Below are 23,741 nucleotides of genomic sequence, written 5' to 3' on the forward strand. Positions count from 1 at the left end.
TCAATATATAAAGATATGCAGATTTTTAAAGACAAGGTAGTTCTCATCACCGGAGCCAATAGAGGTATTGGCAAATCACTTGTAAAGGCACTATTAAAAAATGACGTAAAAAAAATATACGCGACATCAAGAGATTTGAACCAGATGCCTACATTCCATGACCATCGAGTTTTCCCAATCCCTTTAGATATTACCAGTAGCGAAGCTATTGCTCAAATCATAACAGCAACCTCAGATACAGAAATATTGATAAACAATGCCGGTGTCTTAAATCCAGGAACTATCTTAGAGGCTGATCCTGTTGGTATGGATCATGATATGAAGGTCAATTATTTTGGCACCATAAACATGATGCGGGCCTACGCTCCTATTCTGGAAAAGAATAAGCCCGCTCGACTAATAAACATCGTTTCTATTGCCGCTTACTCTCCTTTGCCCACAATTGCAGGATATGCAGCATCCAAGGCAGCACTTTTCTCTGCCACACAATCTGTGCGTATAGAATTAGCAAAAAAGGGCGTTATAGTGCAAGCAGTCAATCCTGGAGCTATTGCTACGGATATGAATAAAGACAGTAACTGGGATATGCCCAGTCCGGATAGCGTCGCCATAAAAATATTAACGCAGGTCGCGACTGACGAACTGGAGATTGTGCCTGATGAAATTGGTAAAAACATGTACGATGCCTGGAAAGAAAACCCTTCAAAACTGTCAAAAATATTTTACGACATATACCACAGTTAAGAGCAGCCGCGTTATTAAGCTGTGTCCCGATTCAAATGCTGGACACAGCGTAACAACAATCTCAACAAATCCATCTTTTCTACAAAACAAAATATTTCCTTCAACTGTATTTAATAAAAAAACAGAAGCGCCGTATATGATCATTACTATTATCTCCTGTCTGCTCATCGTTCTCAGCATCTTACCTTTCATCCAACACCAACACTGGGTATTCCGTGTTCCCGAGTTCTTAAAACTGCAACTATTGCTATTGCAGCTCGCAGCATTTGTGTTGATGGCTATTATGCATACAAAAGACTTTTCGTACTGGGTGATACAATCCAGTCAGCTCGCACTTATAATCTATCATACATATGTACTGGCGCGGTACACCAAGTTCTGGCGCACTCCATCCGTCCAAAAATCCGATTCAACGTCGGATCCCATCAAGGTGATCTCTTGCAATGTATACCAGTATAACAAAAAACACGATCGATTTATCAACCTTATCAAAAAAGAAGCTCCCGACCTCTTCTTAACGATGGAAAGCGATGCCCATTGGGAGCGCGCATTACGTGTCCTAGAAAGTGACTATCCGAATCATCAAAAAGTAACTTTAGCCAATACCTACGGAATGCATCTATATACCCGTCTCAAACTGATCTCGGTCCAAACACACTATTTTGTAGCAGACGACATCCCTAGTATAGAAGCCGAACTAGAAACCAAAGATGGCCACCGGTTTATATTCTTTGGAGTACATCCTCCTCCTCCTAGTCCGACCGAAGAGGAAAATTCGAAAGAGCGCGATGGCGACCTGTTGAGTGTAGCCAAGCAGGTACGAAACCATTCGCTTCCAGTAGTTGTCGTAGGTGATTTCAACAATGTCGCCTGGGCCAAGAGCTCGATATTATTTCGGAAGACTAGCGAACTCATTGATGCTCGTATAGGACGAGGCATACTATCGACATTCCATGCCAAATATTGGTTATTCAGAGTTCCTTTAGATCTACTGTTTCACAGTCCCCAAATCTTCATCGATCAGCTTACCATCTTACCTGACGTTGGATCTGATCATTTTCCAGTGGCCTGCACGTTTCATATCGACACACACACTGCCGAACAAGAACAGCGCGTAGACGAACTAGATCATGGCGAAATGCAAGAAGTAGAAACGCTTATCGAGGAAGGTAAAGAGGAAGAAAGTGATAATCGCTAATCGGAGACTATTTAGTTTTCTTGTTCATCCAGATAATAAATCCCGTAATAGGTAGTGAAGCGCATATCAGAGACACCACAAAAGCCAATATTTTAGTCCCCATTCCGCCAATACTCCCTACATGGAGGTCAAAATTCATACTGGCCAACTTATCCCCTGCTTTCATCCTTTCGGACGTTAACACTTTATCGATCTGTCCGTCGGACCGCGCAAAGTAATACCAGACAAAATCACTCGTTTTGTCTTTGCTCAACCGAATCTGTATATCATCCATCTCGGCCTTTGCTCCGCGAAGCCGTATAGACATCATATCTGCTGTCGGGTGTTGTTTCAGACTATATAATAGTGCATTGTCGATATTAGCGGCATAGACCTGCGGTACAGGTTGAAATTCAGCTAGCTCCGTCTCCCTGTCAGAATCACTCACAGATATACCGTTAAAAAAAGAGACGTACGCTGCTTTAAAACCAGGATAGGCGAACACAAGCCCTGTAATGCATAAAATTAGCGCCAATAGCGCTGTATGGAAGCCCAAAACATTGTGTAAATCATAGTTTAACCGCTTTTTCTTTGCTTTGAAACGTAACCATAGGCTCCTCCTAAGGGGCTTTCCCCTCCACTTCTTAGGCCACCACAACGGTATTCCACTGATGATCAAAACAATAAATAGGATGGTCGACCAAGCTACGAGGGGCTTTCCTATTGCCTTTCCAAGCAGAAGGTTCATATGCGTCTGGAGTACCAACTGAAAAAACTCAGTTTTTGAATCTTCAATCTGCTGTACCTGTCCTGTGTACGGATTTATAAACACACGATCGTAATAGGTATAATAATCCCAAAACACATGTTTAGATTCGTCCAGATCCATCGCCCGAAACACCCAGGTTCTATCAGCAGCAGGGTACAGATCCACACGGGACACCTTTTTACCCGCGCCTAATGCTTTCTCCGATTTAGCCAGCAGTGTACTGAGCGGGAGAGGTTCTACTTGCTTATTTTTACTACTATCCGTGATGTAATATTTTGCCGGATATACTACGCTCTTCAAATCGTCATGAAACACATAGATACAGCCTGTTAGGCTTACGATTACGACAACAATACCGCTAAGCAGCCCCAGCCATTTATGGAGCCACAGTATCCAGCTCTTGAACATGACTAAAATTTATACGAAAAATTCAAACTCACCTGCATTCCAGGGCCCCTTACATAGTCCACGTCAAGTCCTCGATATTGGCTTACTGTAGGGTAATAGGTCTTATTCAATAGATTCTCTATCCCCATACCTATATTCCATAGCGCATTGACGCTGTATGAAGAGGAAAGATTAAATAGATCGACAGATTTTACCGGCCCCTCACTGTTGTTGTATTGACCTTTCTTGGGATTGATATCGAAGCGATCACGCGCACCGGTATGCACCCAGAATAGCTGTACATTTAGCTTATTATTGGGTCTGTAATACACGTATCCCGTTGCCTTAGCCGGTGCAATACGAGAACCATTGAGGTAGACTTGACTTCCATCATCAAATTTAGCTTCACCTTCCACATAAGCGTAACTTCCCCCTACCGACCATTGTGGCGACAGACGTGCATCCAGCGCGATTTCATAACCATGCACATCTTCCGGTTCCCGCTGAGGAGTCAGATAACCTCCCACATCTACCAGATTAACCCCTAATTTGGATGTGCTGATATAATACGCCGCCGAAAGGTTGAATATCCCTTGCGTACTCGAAAAACCTACTTCATAATTATTCGTGATAATAGGGTCTGTCTCGAGGTTATCGATTGTATTTTCAGTAGCCCGTCTCAGGATCCGCCCCAATTCATTGATAGCAAAACCCTGCGAAAAGCTCAGGAAAGGATTGAAAAAGTTATATTTATTGTACCGCAATCCAGCATTAAACATCGTCGCTTTATAAGGTATCTTTCCGCCTGTGACAAAAATACCACCACTGCCATCAGCCTTGGTGGCTATCGTATTATAATCTTTGACCCGTACGGTTGCATTCTCATATCGCAGTCCGCCTTTAAAGATTATATTTTCCAACAAATCTACCTTTAACTGCACATAAGGAGCGATATTCGACATATCCATATTCGGTATATACACCCTGCCATCAGTCAGGTCCTGATAGGTGATATCATTCAACAGATCTATACCATAGGTGATCGCAGTCGGAATACTTCCCAGCTGTAACGGCGTATTCATGTTCAGACGCAAACCTTTCTTTCTAGAATTAATCATGGTCTGTCCCGGTCCGTACCAGGATGTAGACTCCTTGACATACCTGTTCATCGATTGGAACGAGTTTATGTAAGCTGTCACATCCAATTGCGAATTTCCAAACACATTATCTTTGGAATAACTCAGCATCGCATTATGATTGAATGGCGTTCCCGCCGGTTCACCAGGTTCTTCACCACGGACTCCTATCGTCGGCGATTCACCATATACTCCGGCCTGACTCACATATTTGGCATGCTGCGTACTATTGAAATAATTATAGAATCCGCTAAGAGAAGAATGCGCATCCAGTTGATAGCCCAACTTCACAAAAGCATTGTACTGATATGAGTTAGATAATCCATCGGTCTGTCCTAGCGGCAATCCCTCACCATCCCGCTGTAATCCGGTATAATCCATAGTACCGCCGATATTGAAACTCAATTTTCGGTTTGCACTACCCGAAAAATACTGCGACACCCGATAGCCCATGGTGCCATCACTATGAATAGGATTAAAAGTAGTACCTATACTGGTCTGCCCAGCTATTTTCTGATTCCCACTAGCGTTTTTTGTAATATAATTTATGATACCTCCCCCCGAACCATTGCCATAGATAGAAGTCGCACCTTTGATGACTTCAATGCGCTCTACCACATTAGGATCTATTGTCCTCAAATCACGAACCCCGTTCATCAATGGAGTAGACTGAGGTATACCATCAATCAAAACCAATATCGGCCGTCCACGCAGCGTCTGCCCGGCATTGGTCGCCTTATTGGTCGATGTCCCCAGTCCAGGTATTGTATTTCCCAGAATACTGGATAGATTGGTATTAATATTCATTTGGGATTCAATATCCTGTCGGTTCAGGATACTCACCGACGATGGCACCTGCGATACGAATTCAGGTCGTCTTCCCGCTGTAACAACAACTTCCTCCAGTTGCTGATCGGTCTCTTCTATTACAATTTGAAGCGGCGATCGTACGGTATCCAGATTTATTATTTTCTCAAAAGGCTTGAAACCCATTCCCCGTACGCCGATACGTTGCACCAGATTATCAGTTACTGCTAGATCAATCTGACCATTTCTATCGGTCCTCCCCACAATATCTTCACCCAAATATACAGTCGCACCCTGAATGGGCTTTTGTATTACACTGTGTACGAAAACCTTTACCTGCGCATATCCATGCCCCGATAAAAGCATAAACACCAGCGCAATGCTAAAAATATAGCTATAAGTCTTCTGTCTTGCCGCACGGTTGAAGTATAAACCCTTAAACATTTTATTTAGATTTAGTTTAAATAATGCGCAAATATAAAAACTTATTTTTTAGCACAAAAAAACTACAAAAAAAAATACAAGGATTCGATTTAGCTATTTATATAAATTAACCCGAGACGAGACAAACCGACTATCATAAAAAGAAAGCCCGACATATTCGGGCTTTCTTTTTAACTAATCCAACTGTATACAATGTACCGTCCCTGAAAAATCAGCGACAAACACCAAATTATCCAACAGCGCAGGATCTGCCAATACTGGTGCTCCTATTCTCTTCTCCGCCACTCGCTTTCCGGTATCGCTCAATCTGTAGAGATAACCGTCCGATGCTCCAAAAATAAAATCATTCTGGTAAGGCACGATGGCACTCTCTACGGTCTCTACTTGTGTACCAGTATTTGGATTGGAATAAGAAGACGTAAATATCAATGCATCGCGCGTGTCAAATCGCCACTTTTCCTCCAGTGTCTCCCTATCAAAACCACACACACCAGCGTCTGAAGTACCGGTAACAAACTGTTTGCCCCTAATCAATGGAGCCCCCATCACTTTAAAATCCAAAGCATGCTTTTGCTGTGCCAACACAGTACCTTTGGACTTATCCAACACAAACAACGTATTCAAGCCCGTGAGATACATTCTATCGCCATCCACAGCAACACCACCGCTTCTAAACCGAAGACCGTCCTCATTTTTTTTCCAAAGAAGCTTTCCTGATGCTCTATCATGGACAAATAATGCATTCCAATTTGCCCCTGTTATCAAGAGATCTTCTGTAACCAACATCTCACCCGGCATCGCTTCTCCTCCATTCCAATCCGTATTCTTCCAGACCACTTCACCGCTTTCCGCATTCAATGCCGTGAGAAAACTTCCGGCTCCAGCGTAATAGACACCGTCTTTCAATGCAGATCCCGTTACATAATTCGGTAGGCCGATCTGTCGCAAAGCCTTCGTCCATTTTAACGTTCCCTTCTTGGCATCGATAGCATAGACCGTTCCCTCCACATCCGTAGCCAACAGTATATCCTTATAGATATGTAATTTCTGCTTGATCGAATTCTTGACAGGCAGCTCCCACAGCAGCGAGCCATCCCTGACATCCATAGCGACGATCTTTGCCTTACCTCCGCCCGTGTCATCAAAGGTGGCCGTATATAACATACCTTCGTTCAGCAGTGGACTCACCTTCCATATACCACCACCTATATTGCTAGACCATAATGTCTTCATGACGGTCCGCTGTTTGAGATCCAATTTATGTTTACGCATAGTTGATGAACCATCTCCAAAAATCACCTCAACCAATACTTCATGTATTTCTTTCGACTTATTCAGAGGAAGCTCAATACTCCAAGTCCATGAACCATTACCTTCAAAATCCTTCTCGACCACTTTATTTCCCTTCGCGTTATATCCTGTAAGCTTCACCCTATTGACCCACCGCTCACTATCGTAGATATTTGCCTTGATCTGCACCTCTTTGGCCCCGATGATTGGATCCGCCAATACGATGTATTCCTTCAAGTTGGTATATATGGGGCGGACATCCTGTACACCGTTTTTATCCATGCTGACATGTAGAAATTGGCCTACCGAATGATCTATACCTCCTTTATCCGGGGCGTTGGTCGAAATGACACGTACACCGTTAGCCGCGTTTACAAAACTATAGTTATTATGCCAGTGCCCGTACAGCCATGCTTTTAGTCCATAGGCTTTCAGATCTATCTCCTCGGTCTTTCCCTTGAGGACAAAGTCGGTCCCTACCGAAAAATCATGATTTATCAAGACCAATGCCTTGTTTGGATCTTTATTCAAGAGATCCTTCTTCATCCAACGGATTACCTGATCTCTGTTGTAGCTCGGCGCATAATCGCCGCTCCACATCGGTGTCACCACAAAGTGTACAGGCCCCTTTTCAAAAGAATAATACGTCGGTCCAAACAATTGTTCAAACAGCTCCTCCCCATACTTACCCTTCACCAGATCGTGGTTTCCTACCGCATAATGTACTGCCGTACCCATCAACCCACTATTAAGTTGTCTCGCATGAAATTTCATCCCCTCCTCATAGCAGATATCACCCGTATGCATGATCAATGGAATACCCTGATTACGGGCATACTGCTTAATATTATCTACCCAGGTACCGTATAGCGCTGTCTCCGTATCTGTAATCTGTATAAAATCAAGTCTATCCACTTGCTGACTTGGATCTACAACCACACCCAAATTATAAGTAGTCTGCTGCCCCTCTATTTTCAAGTAATGCTGCTTACTCATTTTAAAGCCCGACGGGGCTTTAACAAAGACAAAACGAGCATCGGGGTTGTTTTCCATATTAAATTCTCCCTGTGCATCGGTACACACCACCTGATAGCCGTTCGAAACCACCACCTTATCCAGCGTTCTTTCGTTGGCATCAAACTTCGAATTACCGTTGGTATCCTCGTACACCCGACCTTTTATCTGCGCAAAGGAATTTGTAAAAGTAAAAAGCAGACCCAGAGCCACTATATATTTCATATGTATATTCACTATCTGTTTTATAATTGTTGTCTATTTGCCAACGCAAAAGAGAAAAAATCCCTGATAAAAACAAATTCAGGGATTTAAAATTAAAATTTCAACAGCATCCCCTACTATTTCCACCCAAAAGGCTGGCTCAGGTTTGGATTTAACACCGTCTGCTGTATAGGTATAGGGCGGTAATAATACATCGGAGCCTCCCAGTTGCGCGGTTGCTTCTTATCACGGGTAAACATGATATGCCCTTTATTACCCTCCGATAGATAGATCACGTCATCACTTAGGTAATGCGGAGTGATCTTGTCCCTTTGATCCTTAGGCAATACAGCCCAGGCATTATCGTCACTTTTCTTTTCCAGAATCGCTATATCAGGATTACCATCCCCTGTTACGTCCATCAGTCCGAGCGCTTCGACATACATTCCCTTAGGAGCCTGCGCCAGAAGCTGGCCTACCCCCCATCTATTCAGGTCGTCCAGCCGGAATCCCTCTGCTGCGAGCTCCGTTCTCCGCTCTCTTCTGATTTCAAGCACTATACCCTTATTCTGCTTTACGTTAGCATATCGTGCTTCCAACAGGGGATCGACATTACTATTTGCTGCATTTAGTATCAACGCCGGCATACCGACACGAGCCCTTAATCTAGCGATAGTTATATTCAAGTCTTCCTGTGTTAATGTGCCCAGTTCAGCTTTTGCTTCCGCATAGTTTAACAGGGTCTCCGCATACCGCATAATCGGTAGATCTGTATAATTCAGATTCCAGCCTTTACGTAATTCCGGGTCTCTCGGATAAAACTTGACCTGAAGATAACCCCCATAGGTAGGCTTCAGTATGTGGGGCAGATTAAGGTTAGGGTTTGTTTTGAACCCGGGCTCCATGATCAATTCAGCAAGTCTAGGATCCCGATTTTTAAACAGTTGAGTGATTTTCATCGTTTCATTACCAAGCTGATCGGTAAATCGACTTCCATCTTTCATTAAGTACTCTTCCATCAGCTCCTTACTCATGGCCCACTCATAGTCAAAGACCGTATGCGAGTTATTCCCCACCCCCTCGCCCATGCTGTTCTTTTTTAAGAACAGGACTTCCTTATTGTCTGAAAGGTTGGGGTTCGAGAACAGCGCTCTATAATCTTCCCCCAGCTTCCCCGTATTATGGATCACAAAGCCCCCCTCATCCATCACCCGTCGTGCTGCTTCGGCCGACTTTTTATAGAATGACGCTGCCGTCGCTTGTAGACCGAGATATTCATGGTACCTTCTGTAACTACCTTCGTATAGTGCGATACGGGACAAGAGATTCAATGCTGCCCATTTGGTAATACGTGTATTTGTACCAGCGGCTTTGATATGCGTGACCGCAAAATCCAGATCCGCCATAATCGAATCTACGACCAGCGTACGTGGATCCTGCTTTTTCATCAGCCCCTCTGTATCACTATCTTTGATTTCCTTACCGTACCATGGTACATCGCCGTATATCTTTACCATGTTATAATACCAATTGGCACGGTACAGTTTTGCTATTCCTACAAAATGATTGATATCGGCAGCATTACCTTTGGTCCTATGTACATTGTCCAACATGATGTTGATACGGCGTAGATCACCCCAATTGTTCCAGCCCCCCGCATTGGCAACAGTCAGGTTACCCCGCACCATATTGTCGGTCGTAGACGCTCCTGCCATGCCTGCGATATTATCCGAAAAACCATCCGAGTATGAAGGACCTATCATGCCATACATGGTGTTGGTATAGATCTCCAGGTCCTTCGGGGACTGAAACGAATTTTCAGAAGTCACTGCCGTTTGCGGCAATCTGTTCAAAAAATCTTTTTGACATGCGGATAGCGATAGTGCCATCACGGCACCACATAAATATATTGATTTTTTCATTTTGAAGTTTCTTAGTATGTTAGATTCAGGCCAAATGAATAAGTACGTTGAAACGGATAAAGATTGCCACCAAAGCCTTCCGGATCCAACGGCATATCAAGATTCGTTTTTTCAAATAAATTTTCTCCAGAGAAATAAAACTGTACCTTACCTAAACCGGAACGTTTGATCCATGTTTGCGGCAAACTATATCCCAGCGTAATGTTCTTTACCCTCATATAGCTTACATCCTGTAGGTAATGGTCGTTTGTAGCCGCCAGCGAGCGTCCGCTGACCTCAGCAGCATAAGCCCTCACCGCCGGGAAATAACCGTTAGGATTCTCCGGTGTCCAGTGGTCCAGATTCTGTTTGGTCACGTTGGTCCATGGTTGTGCATAGATGCCCCAGAAATAGATAGATCCACCTCCAGGATACCAATCCCGTTTTGCTATACCTTGCAGGTATACCCTTGCACTGATTCCCTGCCATTCGCCAGCAAGATCGAAACTAAAAGGATACTGCGGACTGGAATTGCCCACGGGTCTCAGGTCACCATGATCGTCCAAGGTATTTTTACCCGCGTTGATACGGCCATCGCCATTTAGATCCTTATACTTGATATCCCCTATATACGAATTGTTGCCCACGTTTCCATTTCCTATATCCACCATATTCAAGGCGTCCAATTGAGCTTGGTTCTCGAATACACCGTCATAGGTATAACCCCAGAGCGTCCCCAGACGCTGCCCCACATAATAGTCACTCAATAGGTTGGTCGGATTATCGTATTTCGTAATAGAAGCTTTATAGTTGGACAATACGAAGGCCGCGCTGTAATTGAACGGAGAGCCACCCAAGTCAAAGTTGTCCTTCCATCCCACACGCAGCTCCCATCCCTCCGTCTTCAGGTCGCCGGCATTAATCTTGGGCGATCCGGTACCAAAAACCCCTGGCAGCGTCTTGCCTGCTACCAGCATATCTTTGGTCGTACGCGTATACATATCTGCTGTAATGTCCAATCTATTATTGAACAAGACCAGGTCTGCACCGTAGTTGGTCGTCGCTACTTTCTCCCAGGTAAAACTACTCATTACCGCTCCGGGAGGGTTAATCCCCAAGGGACGTTCGCTCCCCAGGATCCAGCCTATCTTTCCAGCGCCCATGGTAGGCAAAAAGGAATAGTTACTCACGTTTTGATTGCCCAGTTGCCCATAGGATGCTCTAAACTTCAATAGATTGACAATTTCCTTTGCCGGTTCGAAAAAATGCTCTTCCGACACCACCCATCCTGCCGAAGCAGACGGGAAGAATCCCCATCGATCTCCATTCGGAAACTTGGACGACCCATCATAACGCCCATTAGATTCCAATAAGTAGCGCCCTTTATAATCATATCCGATACGATAGAATACACCTTGTACAGCCCAATCATCCAACGACTGTGTAGCCGAAGTAGCTCCCGAGGCCAACTGTAAGCTCGGTAGATCTATCGACAACAGGTCATTACGGGTTGCCGAGGTCACTTCGTTTTTACGATATTCCTGATTATAGCCCAACAAGGTATTCAGGTTATGGTCTCCCCATGACTTTTTAAAGTTTGTATATATATTGAAAACATCGTACTTGTTATTTTCATATTGCTTGGTCGCATAGGAGGTAGAGGGGCCCGCATATTTTATTTCCGTATTCGGCCCGGTCTTATACGGGATAGGTAAGTCAAATGAGCTCAGATTCCAACTCGAGCGACGAAAAGTAACATCCGCATTTACGTCCCATACATCCTTGATAAGCGATGCTTTGGCATTGAAACTGGTTTGAAACTCATTAATTTTTCTCGTTGTACGTCCGCCGTCTTGCATTCTGCCGAGCAGTGCTGCTCCGGCCGAAGTCCAGCTGCCATCCGGGTTTTTAGGCACATCGAGCGAGCTCGTACGATTCACATTCCAAAAGAAGTCGCCATCCATAAATACCGGTGAATCAAAGTCGCGCGCCGTGATCAGGGTATTATTTCCAATTTCCAGCCAGTCCGTCACTTTCATATCCACCTTTCCGCGCGCATTGTACCGATTCATTATATCCTGTCCGAATTTCATCATTCCATTCTGTTTGAGGTATTCACCCGAAAACAAGTAAGAAATATTTTCGGACTTTCTACCCAGGCTCAGATTGAAGGTGTGTGTGGGGGCCGATTTATTATATCCCTCCTCCATCCAGTCTGTAGATCCATAATACATGTAGTTCAACTTATTATTCGGATCCAAGATCACTCTTGGTAGACTTGGGTCGTTCTGAATCTGCTTAGCATACTCACGAACGGCATCCGGGAATAAATCATAGAGCGGTGTGGCAGCTAATCTCTTATACTCCATGACGGTGAGTGGGTCGGTTACCACTTCCGGCATTTTACCCACCGTCCTGAACGAAGCGTTGTAGCCAAAGCTGAGCTGCGTTTTGTCCGAGTTTGGAAATTTCGTCGTGATCAGTACCACGCCGAAGGCAGCACGGGCCCCATAAATCGCGGCAGACGAACCATCTTTCAAAATCGTTACCGTCTCAAAATCATTGGGGTTCAGGCGAGCGAGTTCGGCTTCGGTATGGGGTACATTATCTACCAGAATCAAAGGTCCACCACCATTTATCGAGGTGGTACCGCGAATATTAAAGCTCGCTGTGGCGGTAGGATTACCACTGGGGTTCGTGATGTTTAAGTTCGGCATCAACCCCTGTAGGGCGGAACCTAGGCTAGTGACAGGTCTATTTTCCAACTGTTTAGCACTTATCTGGTCTACGGCCCCTGTCAAGTTTACTTTCTTTTGGGTACCATAGCCCACTACGACCGTCTCTTCGAGCATAGATGATTTCTCGACGAGCTCGATCTGCATATTTTCGTCCGCCTTCATTTCCCTAGATTCATGTCCCATAAGTGTAAAACGCAGGACACTATTCTTGGGTACACGTATCGTAAAGCGGCCATCGGCATCGGATGCGATACCTGTTGATGTCTTACCCACGACCGATATGGATACCCCTTTTAGAGGCGTATTACCGTTTGTAATTCTGCCCTTAGCCAAGATTTCGGCTTGTTGCGAGAGCGATTGCCCGTACAGATTCATTGTTGGTGAGCCATAAGCTGCCGCATTTGAAAGCATTAAAGCCAGTGACAGCATACGCGATCCTGTTGTTATCCGCAAACAAACCGGAGCCAATTTCCTCCTTAACTTGTTTACGAAAGAAATATTCTTCATATTTGAAATAATAAGGTTAATTAAAATTTTTTTGAACAGTTTTGATTCCTTACATAAGGGGATGGTCCAACATCTCCTTTTTTGCATATAGACACTTTTATATTCCCATAAGCCTTGCTTTTTTAAGTTTAGTATTACTGGTTAATTCGGTGTTTTCCCGTATTTAAAAACTAAAGTAACAAACTAAAATAATGTTTACAAATATTAAATAATAAACCACAAAAAACCTTTTACATCTACAATATTACATCTAATGTTTAACTAAAGTAAAAATAAATTGTTAAACAATTGTTACTTACGACTGGAAGCACGTTCCTAAAAACCAAGTGTAAATATTTAGCATAACTAAACAAAAACAGCAATCCAGCAAGCACTTATGCTTACCCACTGTCACCTTATCAGCAGTTTCTCTCTTCCTCTTCTTAAGCGCCTTCTACCACTGCCCTAAGCCGCCCCCCTATTAACCTTGACTTAAAATAGGGTTTGTTTTTTGAGTATATATCGTTTAAATTTGATGGCGAAGCACTAACTTTTACCGAAAATTTCATTGAGTACCTACGACAAGTATACAGATATCGAGCTTATTGAACTTTCCAAGACCGGGGATCAACGGGCATTCTCTATACTCTACGAGCGCTATCGAAACGTTGCATACAAGCACGCCTATCTGTTTTACCAAGACTATGACAAAGCGCAGGATATCACACAGGACGTCTTTACCAAACTCTGGAACAAGCGAGAAAGCCTGCATATCACGAGCAATTTTTCGGCGTATCTACACCGTATGATACGGCATATCATCTTAAACCAGCTGGACCACCAAAAAATCACGCAGAAGTTTTACGACTACACCGAGGCACTTCAGACGGTACAGCGCAATGATGTCGACGAATATATCATCGAAAAAGAACTTACAGCGATACTTGCTGAAAAGATCAACAAACTGCCCAAAAAGATGAAGGAAGTATTTCTCTTGAGCCGCGAAGAGCAGAAATCTCATCAAGAGATCAGCGAACAGCTTAATATCACGACCAAGACCGTAAGGCAACAGATTTACAATGCGCTTCTCATCCTAAAAAGTAACCTTAAGTATATCTTTATACTTCTATTTTCATAATTTTTATTTTTTTATTAGACACCTGCAAGACTTAACTGTCTTGTACGTATAGTGGCGCTTTACAGCTTATATTTACATGAATAAAAAGGAATTCAAAACATTATTAGACCGCTACCGATCCGGCCAGGCAACGACAGCTGAAAAACAGTTGCTCTACCGGTATTACAATGACTTTATAAAGCGCAATACCCTAGAAGACTTTCAAGAATCCGAAGCCGAATCCCGGCTAAGCCAATGGTCGCCCATCCGGGATCAAGCACGTTCACCAAAGCGGTTGTTCCCGTGGAGACAGGTTGCTGCCGTATTTGCCGTCGTCGGCTTTGCTGCCTTCTATTACATCTATTCGACGGAAACAAGCGAAGAAGAGGGGGCAGCGATCACGGCATCACAACAACCCATAGCCGCTCCAGTCACCAAAGCTATCGCCATACTACCCTCGGGCGACACCCTATTACTCGACGGGGCACCAGGGGCCGCACAAAAACTGGCCCGTGCCCAGATGCAAAACCTGTATGCCAATCCGTTCATTACCTTAAAAACTCCCCGTGGAGGCAAGCTCAACTTCACCCTGCCCGATGGCTCTAATGTATGGCTCAATTCGGGCACCACATTGACCTACCCTGCTGCATTTGGTAAAGATTCCAGATCCGTAAAGCTAGAAGGCGAGGCCTATTTTGAAGTCGTGAAAGTCCAACATGGCAATAGTAAAACACCATTTATCGTACACTCGTCAAATCAAGAAATAAAAGTACTGGGCACCAAGTTTAACGTCAATAGCTATCTTGACGAGGCCGTAAGTACCACTACATTAGCAGAAGGTGCGGTGGCGGTAAGGCAGCTTAAAGAGACCAGCACCACCTTACTCCGCCCCAATCAGCAATACATTGCTTCGGCCACCGGCAATCAGGTCGTCAAAGTCAATGCTGCTGAAACAATAGCTTGGAAGGAAGGTATCATTGCCCTTTCCAATCAAGATCTATTGCCTATCATACGGATGATCGAACGTAACTATGATGTCACCTTTGAAAGCAGTGCTTTACCAAAAGGGATCAAGTTTAACGGCGAACTCCAGACCACGCTAGCCCTGGACGAACTTCTGGATATACTAGAGATCAATCTGGGATTACAGTTTAAGCGTCAGGGAAAAAACATAACAGTATCTAACAACAAATAAAACGACTAACAATTGATAACACTAAATACAGGAGGAAGTATATGGAGAAAAAATAGTACAAAGACTTCTAAAGCCTAAAAAAGCAGAGATGCGGACACATCCCTGCTCTAATGTAAAAGGCTAACTTTTATTTACAACTGACTTTAAATAAATAACCTAATCATCAAATGTATGAATAATCATGCTTATACTAAAAGATGGTACAATATTTTATTGTCCAATTTTAGGAAGAAAAAACTAGCATCACCAAAAATCACACTAGAAATGCGTCTGTTAACTTACCTTACTTTAGGAGCCAGTTTGCAGTTATCCGCCAACTCGTATGCCCAAAAGATAAGCATACATACGGAAAAGGCAGCTCTTGAAAATGTCTTTAAAGAAATAAGAAAGCAGAGTGGCTATTCTTTTATCTATAAAAGTTCGTATTTGAAGAAAGCTGCTCCCGTATCTGTGTCTATTGATAATAGAAACCTCAAGGAAACGTTGGACAAATTATTTAAAGACCAACCTTTCGATTATGTCATTAAAGGCAAAGTCGTATCCTTGGTACCGCTGGCTGCACCGCGCAAGACAAATACAGCTTCTCTCGAAGAAGAAATAGAGCAACAGCGCCCTGTCTCGGGTTATGTGCGGGACCAGCAAGGCAATCCGCTACAAAAAGCGACCGTCCGCGTCAAGGGGAGCAATATCTCCACCTCTACCGACGAAAAAGGCTTCTTTCAGCTTAACGGTGTAGACCGCAATGCGACCTTGGCCATCAGCTTCTTAGGCTTTGACAACCTCGAAGTTTCGGCCGCGTCCAACCTGCAAAGTCTCACCCTGCGATTGACCAAGCAGGAAGTCGAAGAAGTCGTTGTTAATACCGGATTTCAGACCCTGAACAAGGAGCGCGCTACCGGATCTTTCGGTCTTATCGACAAAGCGCAGATCGAAAAACCCACGACTAATATTGCGCAGCGCATCATAGGCACTACTGCCGGTGTACAGACCACACTCGACGTAGACGGCAATCCACGTTTTGAGATCCGCGGGCAGACCAGCCTCAATATACGTGATGCACAGGGCAATCTCACCGCCAATGCGCACCCCTTGGTTGTCGTCGATGGCTTTGCCATACAAGGTGATTTCAGTTCGATCAATCCCAATGACGTGGAGAGCATCACCATATTGAAGGATGCCGCTGCGGCCTCTATATGGGGAGCACGCGCCGCCAACGGCGTAGTGGTTATCGTCACCAAAAAGGCAAAACAAGGGACACCGCTCAAAGTAGATTTTCAGGCTTTCACACGGGTCGGAAAGAAATTTGATCTTTCCTACGTTAATCCTTTAGCCTCTTCGGCCGAGACCATCGAATACGAAAAACGAGCCTTCAACAGATGGAGCGCCACAGAAAATTCGGGTTCTTTAGCATCTAATTACGAAAAACAATGGTCCCAAGGACTAATAGCCCTAAGTGAGCATCATTTGGGCTATAGGAGTGAAACTGAGCGTGACGCCGAGCTAGAACGATTGAAAACACTGGACAACCGCCAGCAGATCGAAGATCTATTACTAGCTAATCCCGTTACCCAGCAATACAACCTCACGCTCCAAGGGAGCAGTGCCAAGATGAACAACCTGGCCTCCATGCTGTATGAGCGCAATCAGAGTAACTTCAAGGAAACTTCCAATGACCGCTACATGCTCAACTACCGGACTACAGCGGGCATCTTTCCTTGGTTGGATGTTCATGCTTCGACCATGCTGCAGCACAATAACTTCAAGAAGAATGGTGTAAATCTTTCGGATATAGAGGGTTTATCTCCATACGACATGCTAATCAATACCGATGGTTCGTACACCAATATCCATCAGTATTACTGGCCTATCATGGAGCGTTTTGTACCTATGGATAGATTTCCTTATGCCGATTGGACCTACAATCCCGCGCAGGAGATCTCCCAACGCGACCGCCGTACCAAGGAACTGAATACCCGCCTGATGGGAGGTCTTACCTTCAAACCATTAAAGGGACTAACCTTTGATACGAAGCTACAGTACGAGCACTTCAACACCGAAAATCGCTACCTGTACAATGAAGGTTCGTTTTATTTACGTAAGCGTGTCAACGAAGCGACAGCCTGGGACAACAAGAAGAACACCTTTACGCCCAATCTGCCTAAGGGAGGCTTAATTGAGCAGCCTTACAATAATTCGAAAGATTGGGGACGCACCACCGTTAACACATACATCTTCCGTAACCAAGTCAACTACAACAGGACTTTCGGATTAGACCATGAGATCAATGCCGTGGCCGGCAGTGAGATCAGTAACATCGTATCCGAACAATTTTACAACCCACCATCTTACGGTTATAATGAAGAGACCCTCACCGTAGGCACCTACCCGAACGGACCGGGAGGCACATTCAGCCCCATCAAAAACTGGATGGGCGAAAATCAGACCTTCCGCTACACCAATTCTTTCACTTACCGTACCGAGCGTTTTGTCTCTATGTTTGCCAATGCCGCCTATACCTATCGCAATAGATACACCATCTCCGGTAGTATACGTAACGATGCCTCTAATATGATTACGGACGATCCTTCGTACCGCTACGCACCATTCTGGTCTATCGGTGGTTCCTACCAGATCGGTCGCGAACAGTTTATGCAACAGTACACTTGGTTAGACCGCCTAAACCTAAGGCTTACTTATGGGTATAACGGCAATGTGGATCGTTCGACCTCCTTCCGTCCGTTGTTGGGGCTTACGACCACGCCAGACGTGTACACCAACGAATATACTGCACGTGTGACCAGCTATGGCAACCCTACACTACGTTGGGAGCGTACCGCTACCTGGAATGCCGGTATAGACTATTCCTTATGGCAGGGCAAGCTCTATGGAAAGATCGATGTGTATAACAAGCAGGGCAAAGACCTCATTGCACAGCTATCTATCCCCGCGGTAAATGGCACCAATAGCCAAAAGCTGAACAACGCCGAGATCAGCAACCGCGGGATAGAGCTCGAGTTGGGTACGACACTCCCGCTACATGGGTCAGACATTACCTGGCGCGGTAGCTTCAACTTTTCGTACAACAAGAATAAGGTCAATAAGTTTTTCGTAGCCAACTATGCTGCAAACGAACTTTATGGATATAATCAGAACTTTGGTGCTTATATCGAGGGCTATGATGCCAACTCGTTATGGGTATTTGAGTACGCGGGAGTACACGATAAGCAACCTAAGGTCAAAGGATCCAATGGCGAGCTTTACGGTTTTGGCACCTGGGCACCTGGCGATGGTCGCGACTACCTGTTGCACGCCGGTACACGCGTAGCACCTTATACCTTAGGCTTTAGCAACAGCTTCCAGATCTACGATCTGAATCTTTCATTTATTCTTACGGGTAAGTTGGGCCATAAGTTTATGAAACAAACATTCAATTATCCAGATGTTGGATATGGCCGACTACTCCCGAACAGTAAACTGGGTGAAGTCATGAATGGCGATCCGAATACGATAGTCCCCTTACCATTAAATACTATCGAGCCCCGTTACTACTTCTGGAATAGATTCTATCCGTACATGGATTATCTGGTAACCAACGCTTCACACCTCCGTATGCAGGAGGTCAACGCCAGCTATCGTCTACCTACGCAAAAGTGGAACCTTCTCAGACAGAGCAATGCCATGGTGTACATACAGGGCAATGACCTGTTTACCGTATTGTTCAATAATACGGGCGAAGACCCGGAATTCCGCTTGGGTACGATGAAGCCGCGCCCACGTTTTACATTCGGATTGAAGGTTGGATTTTAATTAATAAGGAAAGATGAAAACTACAATAAACCAAACGAGCAAACTAACCCTAGCTATACTTATTTCCGGGGCACTGTCTTTCAGTAGCTGCGACAAGTTTTTGGATGAAAAACCTTCCAAATCTTCCGATCTGGTCGTCACGACGACCGATCAGCTTGATGCACTGCTCAATAGATACAGCACCTTCTATACCGAGGGCAACAGAACAGCGATATACAGTACCGATGATTACAATTTCACGAAGCAGATTTACGATGCCCGTCCAGGCTCTTTTTCTATGGCAGCTGTAGAGTTTGCCTTGTGGGACATCGATTATATACAGGACGATACGCGCGAAAATTTCTGGAGAAATGAATACACAAAAATCTTCAATGCCAATATGGTGCTGGAGAATCTAAGCCGTGTCAGCGGAAGCCAGGCCGACAAGGACCGTTTGAAAGCAGATGCGCACTTGATCCGTGCCTACAGCTATCTTGCACTGGTAAACACGTACTGCCTTCCCTATACTGAAGCCAACAAGAATGAGCTGGGTCTGCCGATCAAGCTGACGACTTCTTTTGAAGAGCCCACGGCACGGGCGCCACTGCATGCCGTATATACGCAGATCGAATCCGACCTGGCGGAGGCACAGAAAATGCCTGTCCCTCTTGTACAGCAAGGCCGCGCGAGACACTGGCGGGCCAATACGGCTGCTGTTAATGGCTTTGCCGCCCGTTACTACCTGGTGCGCAATGACTACAACAAAGCCCTCGATTTCGCCAATAAAGCATTGACCGAGTACAGTACCTTCGTCGATTACAATACCGATATGCGCTACGGCCGCAGCAGTACTGTCAATATCAACACAGGTACTCCGCAAGCCGAAACGGTAACCCTCAAATTTCCATATACTCACGACAACCAAAGTGATTTTACCGATATGTTACAGTGGAAAGAATTTTTGTATTTCCGCATGCTGAATCACGAAAGCTGGTGGTATATTCCGAGCCAAGAGCTTATCGACCTTTATGACAAGACCAACGATCTTCGCTACGAATATCACTTTGTAGAAGGCTACTCCTACGACAGAGGTATGACCAAACCTGCATACAACTGGCCTGGATATGTATTTTTCTACAAAGACCGTGTCCCTTCCGGGCCTACTGTAGCCGAGATGACGCTGATCAAGGCCGAATGCCAGGCCCGGTTAGATCAAGGAGCTGCAGCCATGGCGACAGTCAACACATTGCGTGCCAAGCGTATGAAGCCAGGTGTATGGGTCAATCTTCAAGCCAGCAGCAAAGAAGATGCTATCAAGAAAGTGCTCGAAGAGCGCCGCAGAGAGATGCCTTATACACAGCGCTGGTCGGATATCCGCCGCTTCAACAATAATGACTATGCAGGCGACGATGTGTTGCTGAGCCGTAGCTTCTATCCTTACAATGCATCCTCCGTACTGCGGGATCAACCACTCAAAACGTATCAATTATCCAAAGATTCCAGACGATTTGCTGTCCCTATTCCACGGACAGAGATTATCTCGAGTCAAGGCATAATTGTACAAAACAACTATTAAAAAACAAAAAGGGACATCTTCGCGATGTCCCTTTTCAATTAGAGTAGACTGACTTCATTGATCATCAGTTCCAGCTCGTCCTCATTATCGGCATCGGTTCTGAAATTTTCAAAGATCAGATTCCCCTGCTTATCGATCAGAAAGTTCATCGGCGCTGCGCTCCTATTATCCAGATTTCCCTTATTCCTACCTTTTACATCTTCCAAAGGCACAAAGCTGTAGCCAGTAGACTTCAAGAATGGCAATACGTAGTCATTTTGCGAAGAGACGATATTAATACCGAGATAAGCCAGTTTGTCCTTATCAAACTTACGCACCACGTTCTCAAAGTGCGGAAACTCGCCTCTACACGGACCACAGCCCGGATACCAGTAGGTAATAAATGTTACCTTTCCCTTAAAGTCTGCCAAGCTGTTGCTACTTCCAGCATAGTTTTTCAGTTCAAAAGGTGTCGCTACCCGACCATTTGTCTTCAGAGCGTTGGATATAGCAGCCTGCACCGCACCTTTATCTTTACCAAGGGTATGTCCATAAGTTGTGAGCGATTCCTTGATCTTCGGTGATGGAGATTTCACATAGCATTCCATCAATGTAGCGAACGCTTTATCCGTCTGTCCGTTTTGGTGCAACACTTCGGCCTTGGCCACCGGAATCAATTTGTACGCAGACGAGTAGCGCGATACTTTAATCCCGTCCAATATCGCCAGGGCCTTCTCCCATTCCTTATAACCCTGCGCCTGTTTGTACTGTGCAAACCTGGAAGCCGTCTCCGCACTCCGCTGCCAATTTTCCTGCTTCGTCATTTCAAAAAGTTCCGCAGCGAGTGCTGCAGCCTCCATATAGCGCTGCTGTTGCAATAATAAGTCGCTGTATGCAGTCATACCACTCAGCGACCAGTTAAATCCGGCAGGCGAAAAGTCATTTTTTAGGCGCACGTATATTGCCTCTTTTTCCTGAAGATCCTGTGTCTGATGCGCCAGCCAGTACAATGCCTGTGCGCCACGCTCGCTCGTATTAAACCTATCCGCCACAGCCAAACTCAATTGTTTGTGTTTCTCCCGATCGACGTTCTTGAAGGAGCTTGCATAGTAAAATGCGTAACTGGCATCTTGCGGATCTATTTCCGTAATTTTCTTTAAATAATCCCTCTTCTTGTCCTCTTCACCCCAGCGCGAAGCATCGGACCACAGGGCCTCATAGGCTTCTTTCAGGTCCGGGTTTATGGCGATAGCCCGTAATAGATATGTTTTAGCTTTCGAACTGTACTGCTTTTCCAGTGTTGACCCCAAGGCCAATGGAATGTTAGCATTTGTAGGCCTTTCCTTCATCCAACCCTCATAAAGACTGAAAAGTGCCGGATTCTCTATTCCCATGGCCTCGATCAGCTCCATGTGATAACTTACGCTATCAACATTATTCCTCACTTTTTTCTGCAGCTCTTTGAGCGCTTTCGGGGTTATCTGCTCAGTCTTTGCCATCTCTTGTGCCTTTACCTCATTGATAGACGTACAGCAGGCTACAGTGCCTATCAGTGCCAGCGCGGCAATAGTCAGTTTTTTCGTGTCCATTTTTAACATTCGTGTTTATTATAAAAAATCAGTTGCTAATAATAAGACAGACAAGAGGGCTTTTTGTCTAAGATCTGTTCAGGGTATAGCCTATCAGATAGCCGATAACAGGGATTGCTTTTGTCTCCGAATGTTTTTAATATTGGAATCTATTTCGATAACTATGTACATAAAATATTTGCCCATCTACCTATTCGCTTTTTTGATAAGTGCCTGCGGTCAGAAAAACAATGCGTCTGCGCAAAAAACAGCTGTTTCGGACCATGTCGCACGGGCTAAAGAGCTGCAGCATACTACTGACGTTCAAAAAGAAAATGCCGCTGACAAACCTATTGATCAGGCGCTAGAATGGTTAAAAAGCGTCTTCAAAACAAAAAGTTCAGACAAGTACTTCCCCCAATACAATGTAGAAGAAAAACTCTGTACCAAGCGATTTCAGGAATTCCTAGCCGAATCCGCCGAACTGTATGGCGCTTCAAACCTGACTGATGAGGAATATCCTATAGCGGAAAAGAAATACAGCGAGAAATGGACCGACATATATCCGATCGAGGCACGCGAAATATGGCTATTCGGGAGAGGTAATGGCGATATTGGCGAACTCCAGGAATTAGAGATCAACAAGATCAAAGCGGGGCTGTACCGTGTATTTATCGATTACGGCGAGGGCATAAAAACACAAAATGAAGTAACCCTCGTGCGCGAGAGCGGTGCTTATAAAATTGATTACTGTAAAACGGAGTTTGTCAATTAAAAAATAGCAGCAATAAAAAAAAAATAATTAACCCTGTAAAAGGAAAGGACATTGATCTTCAACTTCCAAGCATTAGGCTTTGGAATGCGAAAGGTTTGCCGGTTAGGATAACTCCGAATCAACAACTTTTGACTTTTAATCAAATAGCACATCTCTGGACGTGGTATATACCATACCGTGCAGCTCATCATCTTTCATATTATCCAATGCATATTGTATACGTACGATTACCGGATGCCCCAATGCGTGTTTGTACCCCCTATCATTTAGATTAAAACGATATTTTGCTATACTGATGACCTGCTCCGGATACCAATAGATTTCTGGGTCTGTAAGCCGATTATTCGATGTCAGTACATTATAGCCCTTATCCTTAAGGACACGTAATATCGCATGCGTGATCTTCTCAAATTGTATCATTGCTGTATACTCTTAGGTTTAAAATACTATTTTTTCTTTTTATCAAAAAAATTTGTCGTTGTTTCTTTCGAGGAGGAATTCTTTTCCTTTTGGTAAGATGATTGCTTTTTCTCGGTTGTACTCTTTGGCTTTTTCTGATCTTTACTCATGATATTATGGATTAATTACTTTTGTTTAAAAAAAATTGTAATAATACAGAGGGTAGTCGACGTTTCTAGACGATAATTC

Annotated in this window: 14 protein-coding genes; 7 read left to right on the forward strand and 7 right to left on the reverse strand. The window is 44.5% G+C overall.

Annotated elements, in window-relative coordinates:
• Nucleotides 1-15 precede the first annotated feature (15 nt).
• Together G7B18_RS13185 and G7B18_RS13190 are read left to right on the forward strand one after the other, a co-directional pair.
• The gene (locus G7B18_RS13185) at nt 16-744 is read left to right on the forward strand and encodes an SDR family NAD(P)-dependent oxidoreductase (RefSeq protein ID WP_164122969.1); all 729 of its coding nucleotides are present in this window, start codon (nt 16-18) and stop codon (nt 742-744) included.
• Nucleotides 745-880: 136 nt separating this feature from the next.
• Nucleotides 881-1,942 carry an endonuclease/exonuclease/phosphatase family protein gene (locus tag G7B18_RS13190; protein WP_164112330.1) on the forward strand — a complete coding sequence of 354 codons (1,062 nt, stop codon included), beginning with the start codon at nt 881-883 and terminating at the stop codon, nt 1,940-1,942.
• 7 nt (nt 1,943-1,949) lie between these two features.
• On the opposite strand, the gene G7B18_RS13195 is transcribed toward G7B18_RS13190, so the two are convergent.
• The 5 genes from G7B18_RS13195 to G7B18_RS13215 all read right to left on the reverse strand — a co-directional run bounded on the left by G7B18_RS13195 (nt 1,950) and on the right by G7B18_RS13215 (nt 13,118).
• The gene (locus G7B18_RS13195) at nt 1,950-3,098 is read right to left on the reverse strand and encodes a PepSY-associated TM helix domain-containing protein (protein ID WP_164122971.1); all 1,149 of its coding nucleotides are present in this window, start codon (nt 3,096-3,098) and stop codon (nt 1,950-1,952) included.
• A 2-nt stretch (nt 3,099-3,100) separates the two neighbouring features.
• The gene (locus G7B18_RS13200; protein WP_240452859.1) at nt 3,101-5,464 is read right to left on the reverse strand and encodes a TonB-dependent receptor; all 2,364 of its coding nucleotides are present in this window, start codon (nt 5,462-5,464) and stop codon (nt 3,101-3,103) included.
• Between the two features lie 174 nt (nt 5,465-5,638).
• The gene (locus G7B18_RS13205) at nt 5,639-7,993 is read right to left on the reverse strand and encodes a PQQ-binding-like beta-propeller repeat protein (RefSeq protein WP_164122973.1); all 2,355 of its coding nucleotides are present in this window, start codon (nt 7,991-7,993) and stop codon (nt 5,639-5,641) included.
• 116 nt (nt 7,994-8,109) lie between these two features.
• Nucleotides 8,110-9,894 (reverse strand): RagB/SusD family nutrient uptake outer membrane protein, encoded by a 1,785-nt coding sequence (locus G7B18_RS13210; protein ID WP_164122975.1) that lies wholly within the window; start codon nt 9,892-9,894, stop codon nt 8,110-8,112.
• Nucleotides 9,895-9,905: 11 nt separating this feature from the next.
• The gene (locus G7B18_RS13215; RefSeq protein ID WP_164122977.1) at nt 9,906-13,118 is read right to left on the reverse strand and encodes a SusC/RagA family TonB-linked outer membrane protein; all 3,213 of its coding nucleotides are present in this window, start codon (nt 13,116-13,118) and stop codon (nt 9,906-9,908) included.
• A gap of 547 nt (nt 13,119-13,665) precedes the next feature.
• Here G7B18_RS13215 and G7B18_RS13220 point away from each other — a divergent pair.
• The 4 genes from G7B18_RS13220 (at nt 13,666) to G7B18_RS13235 (ending at nt 20,771) form a co-directional block, all read left to right on the forward strand.
• Complete coding sequence (locus G7B18_RS13220; RefSeq protein WP_164112335.1) at nt 13,666-14,235, forward strand: RNA polymerase sigma factor; 570 nt, start codon at nt 13,666-13,668, stop codon at nt 14,233-14,235.
• Nucleotides 14,236-14,311: 76 nt separating this feature from the next.
• Nucleotides 14,312-15,409 (forward strand): FecR family protein, encoded by a 1,098-nt coding sequence (locus tag G7B18_RS13225; RefSeq protein ID WP_164112336.1) that lies wholly within the window; start codon nt 14,312-14,314, stop codon nt 15,407-15,409.
• 171 nt (nt 15,410-15,580) lie between these two features.
• Nucleotides 15,581-19,216: a SusC/RagA family TonB-linked outer membrane protein gene (locus tag G7B18_RS13230; protein ID WP_164122979.1), complete on the forward strand. Its 3,636-nt coding sequence runs from the start codon at nt 15,581-15,583 to the stop codon at nt 19,214-19,216.
• 13 nt (nt 19,217-19,229) lie between these two features.
• Entirely contained in the window at nt 19,230-20,771 is a 1,542-nt protein-coding gene (locus G7B18_RS13235) for a RagB/SusD family nutrient uptake outer membrane protein (RefSeq protein ID WP_164122981.1), read from the forward strand.
• A 38-nt stretch (nt 20,772-20,809) separates the two neighbouring features.
• On the opposite strand, the gene G7B18_RS13240 is transcribed toward G7B18_RS13235, so the two are convergent.
• Complete coding sequence (locus tag G7B18_RS13240; protein ID WP_164122984.1) at nt 20,810-22,339, reverse strand: TlpA disulfide reductase family protein; 1,530 nt, start codon at nt 22,337-22,339, stop codon at nt 20,810-20,812.
• A gap of 163 nt (nt 22,340-22,502) precedes the next feature.
• Between G7B18_RS13240 and G7B18_RS13245 the strand changes: the two genes are divergently transcribed.
• On the forward strand, nt 22,503-23,093 hold the full coding sequence (locus tag G7B18_RS13245; RefSeq protein WP_240452860.1) for a hypothetical protein: 591 nt from the start codon (nt 22,503-22,505) through the stop codon (nt 23,091-23,093).
• 135 nt (nt 23,094-23,228) lie between these two features.
• On the opposite strand, the gene G7B18_RS13250 is transcribed toward G7B18_RS13245, so the two are convergent.
• Nucleotides 23,229-23,513 carry a hypothetical protein gene (locus G7B18_RS13250; RefSeq protein ID WP_164112340.1) on the reverse strand — a complete coding sequence of 95 codons (285 nt, stop codon included), beginning with the start codon at nt 23,511-23,513 and terminating at the stop codon, nt 23,229-23,231.
• Nucleotides 23,514-23,741: the final 228 nt, after the last annotated feature.

This window comes from Sphingobacterium sp. xlx-130 (assembly GCF_011007405.1).
GTDB lineage: Bacteria > Bacteroidota > Bacteroidia > Sphingobacteriales > Sphingobacteriaceae > Sphingobacterium > Sphingobacterium luzhongxinii.

Bases quoted from the DNA above. Each gene is read 5' to 3' on its own strand.
- G7B18_RS13185 (WP_164122969.1), top strand. From the start codon at position 16: ATGCAGATTTTTAAAGACAAGGTAGTTCTCATCACCGGAGCCAATAGA.
- G7B18_RS13190 (WP_164112330.1), top strand. From the start codon at position 881: ATGATCATTACTATTATCTCCTGTCTGCTCATCGTTCTCAGCATCTTA.
- G7B18_RS13195 (WP_164122971.1), bottom strand. From the start codon at position 3,098: ATGTTCAAGAGCTGGATACTGTGGCTCCATAAATGGCTGGGGCTGCTT.
- G7B18_RS13200 (WP_240452859.1), bottom strand. From the start codon at position 5,464: ATGTTTAAGGGTTTATACTTCAACCGTGCGGCAAGACAGAAGACTTAT.
- G7B18_RS13205 (WP_164122973.1), bottom strand. From the start codon at position 7,993: ATGAAATATATAGTGGCTCTGGGTCTGCTTTTTACTTTTACAAATTCC.
- G7B18_RS13210 (WP_164122975.1), bottom strand. From the start codon at position 9,894: ATGAAAAAATCAATATATTTATGTGGTGCCGTGATGGCACTATCGCTA.
- G7B18_RS13215 (WP_164122977.1), bottom strand. From the start codon at position 13,118: ATGAAGAATATTTCTTTCGTAAACAAGTTAAGGAGGAAATTGGCTCCG.
- G7B18_RS13225 (WP_164112336.1), top strand. From the start codon at position 14,312: ATGAATAAAAAGGAATTCAAAACATTATTAGACCGCTACCGATCCGGC.
- G7B18_RS13230 (WP_164122979.1), top strand. From the start codon at position 15,581: ATGAATAATCATGCTTATACTAAAAGATGGTACAATATTTTATTGTCC.
- G7B18_RS13235 (WP_164122981.1), top strand. From the start codon at position 19,230: ATGAAAACTACAATAAACCAAACGAGCAAACTAACCCTAGCTATACTT.
- G7B18_RS13240 (WP_164122984.1), bottom strand. From the start codon at position 22,339: ATGGACACGAAAAAACTGACTATTGCCGCGCTGGCACTGATAGGCACT.
- G7B18_RS13245 (WP_240452860.1), top strand. From the start codon at position 22,503: ATGTACATAAAATATTTGCCCATCTACCTATTCGCTTTTTTGATAAGT.
- G7B18_RS13250 (WP_164112340.1), bottom strand. From the start codon at position 23,513: ATGATACAATTTGAGAAGATCACGCATGCGATATTACGTGTCCTTAAG.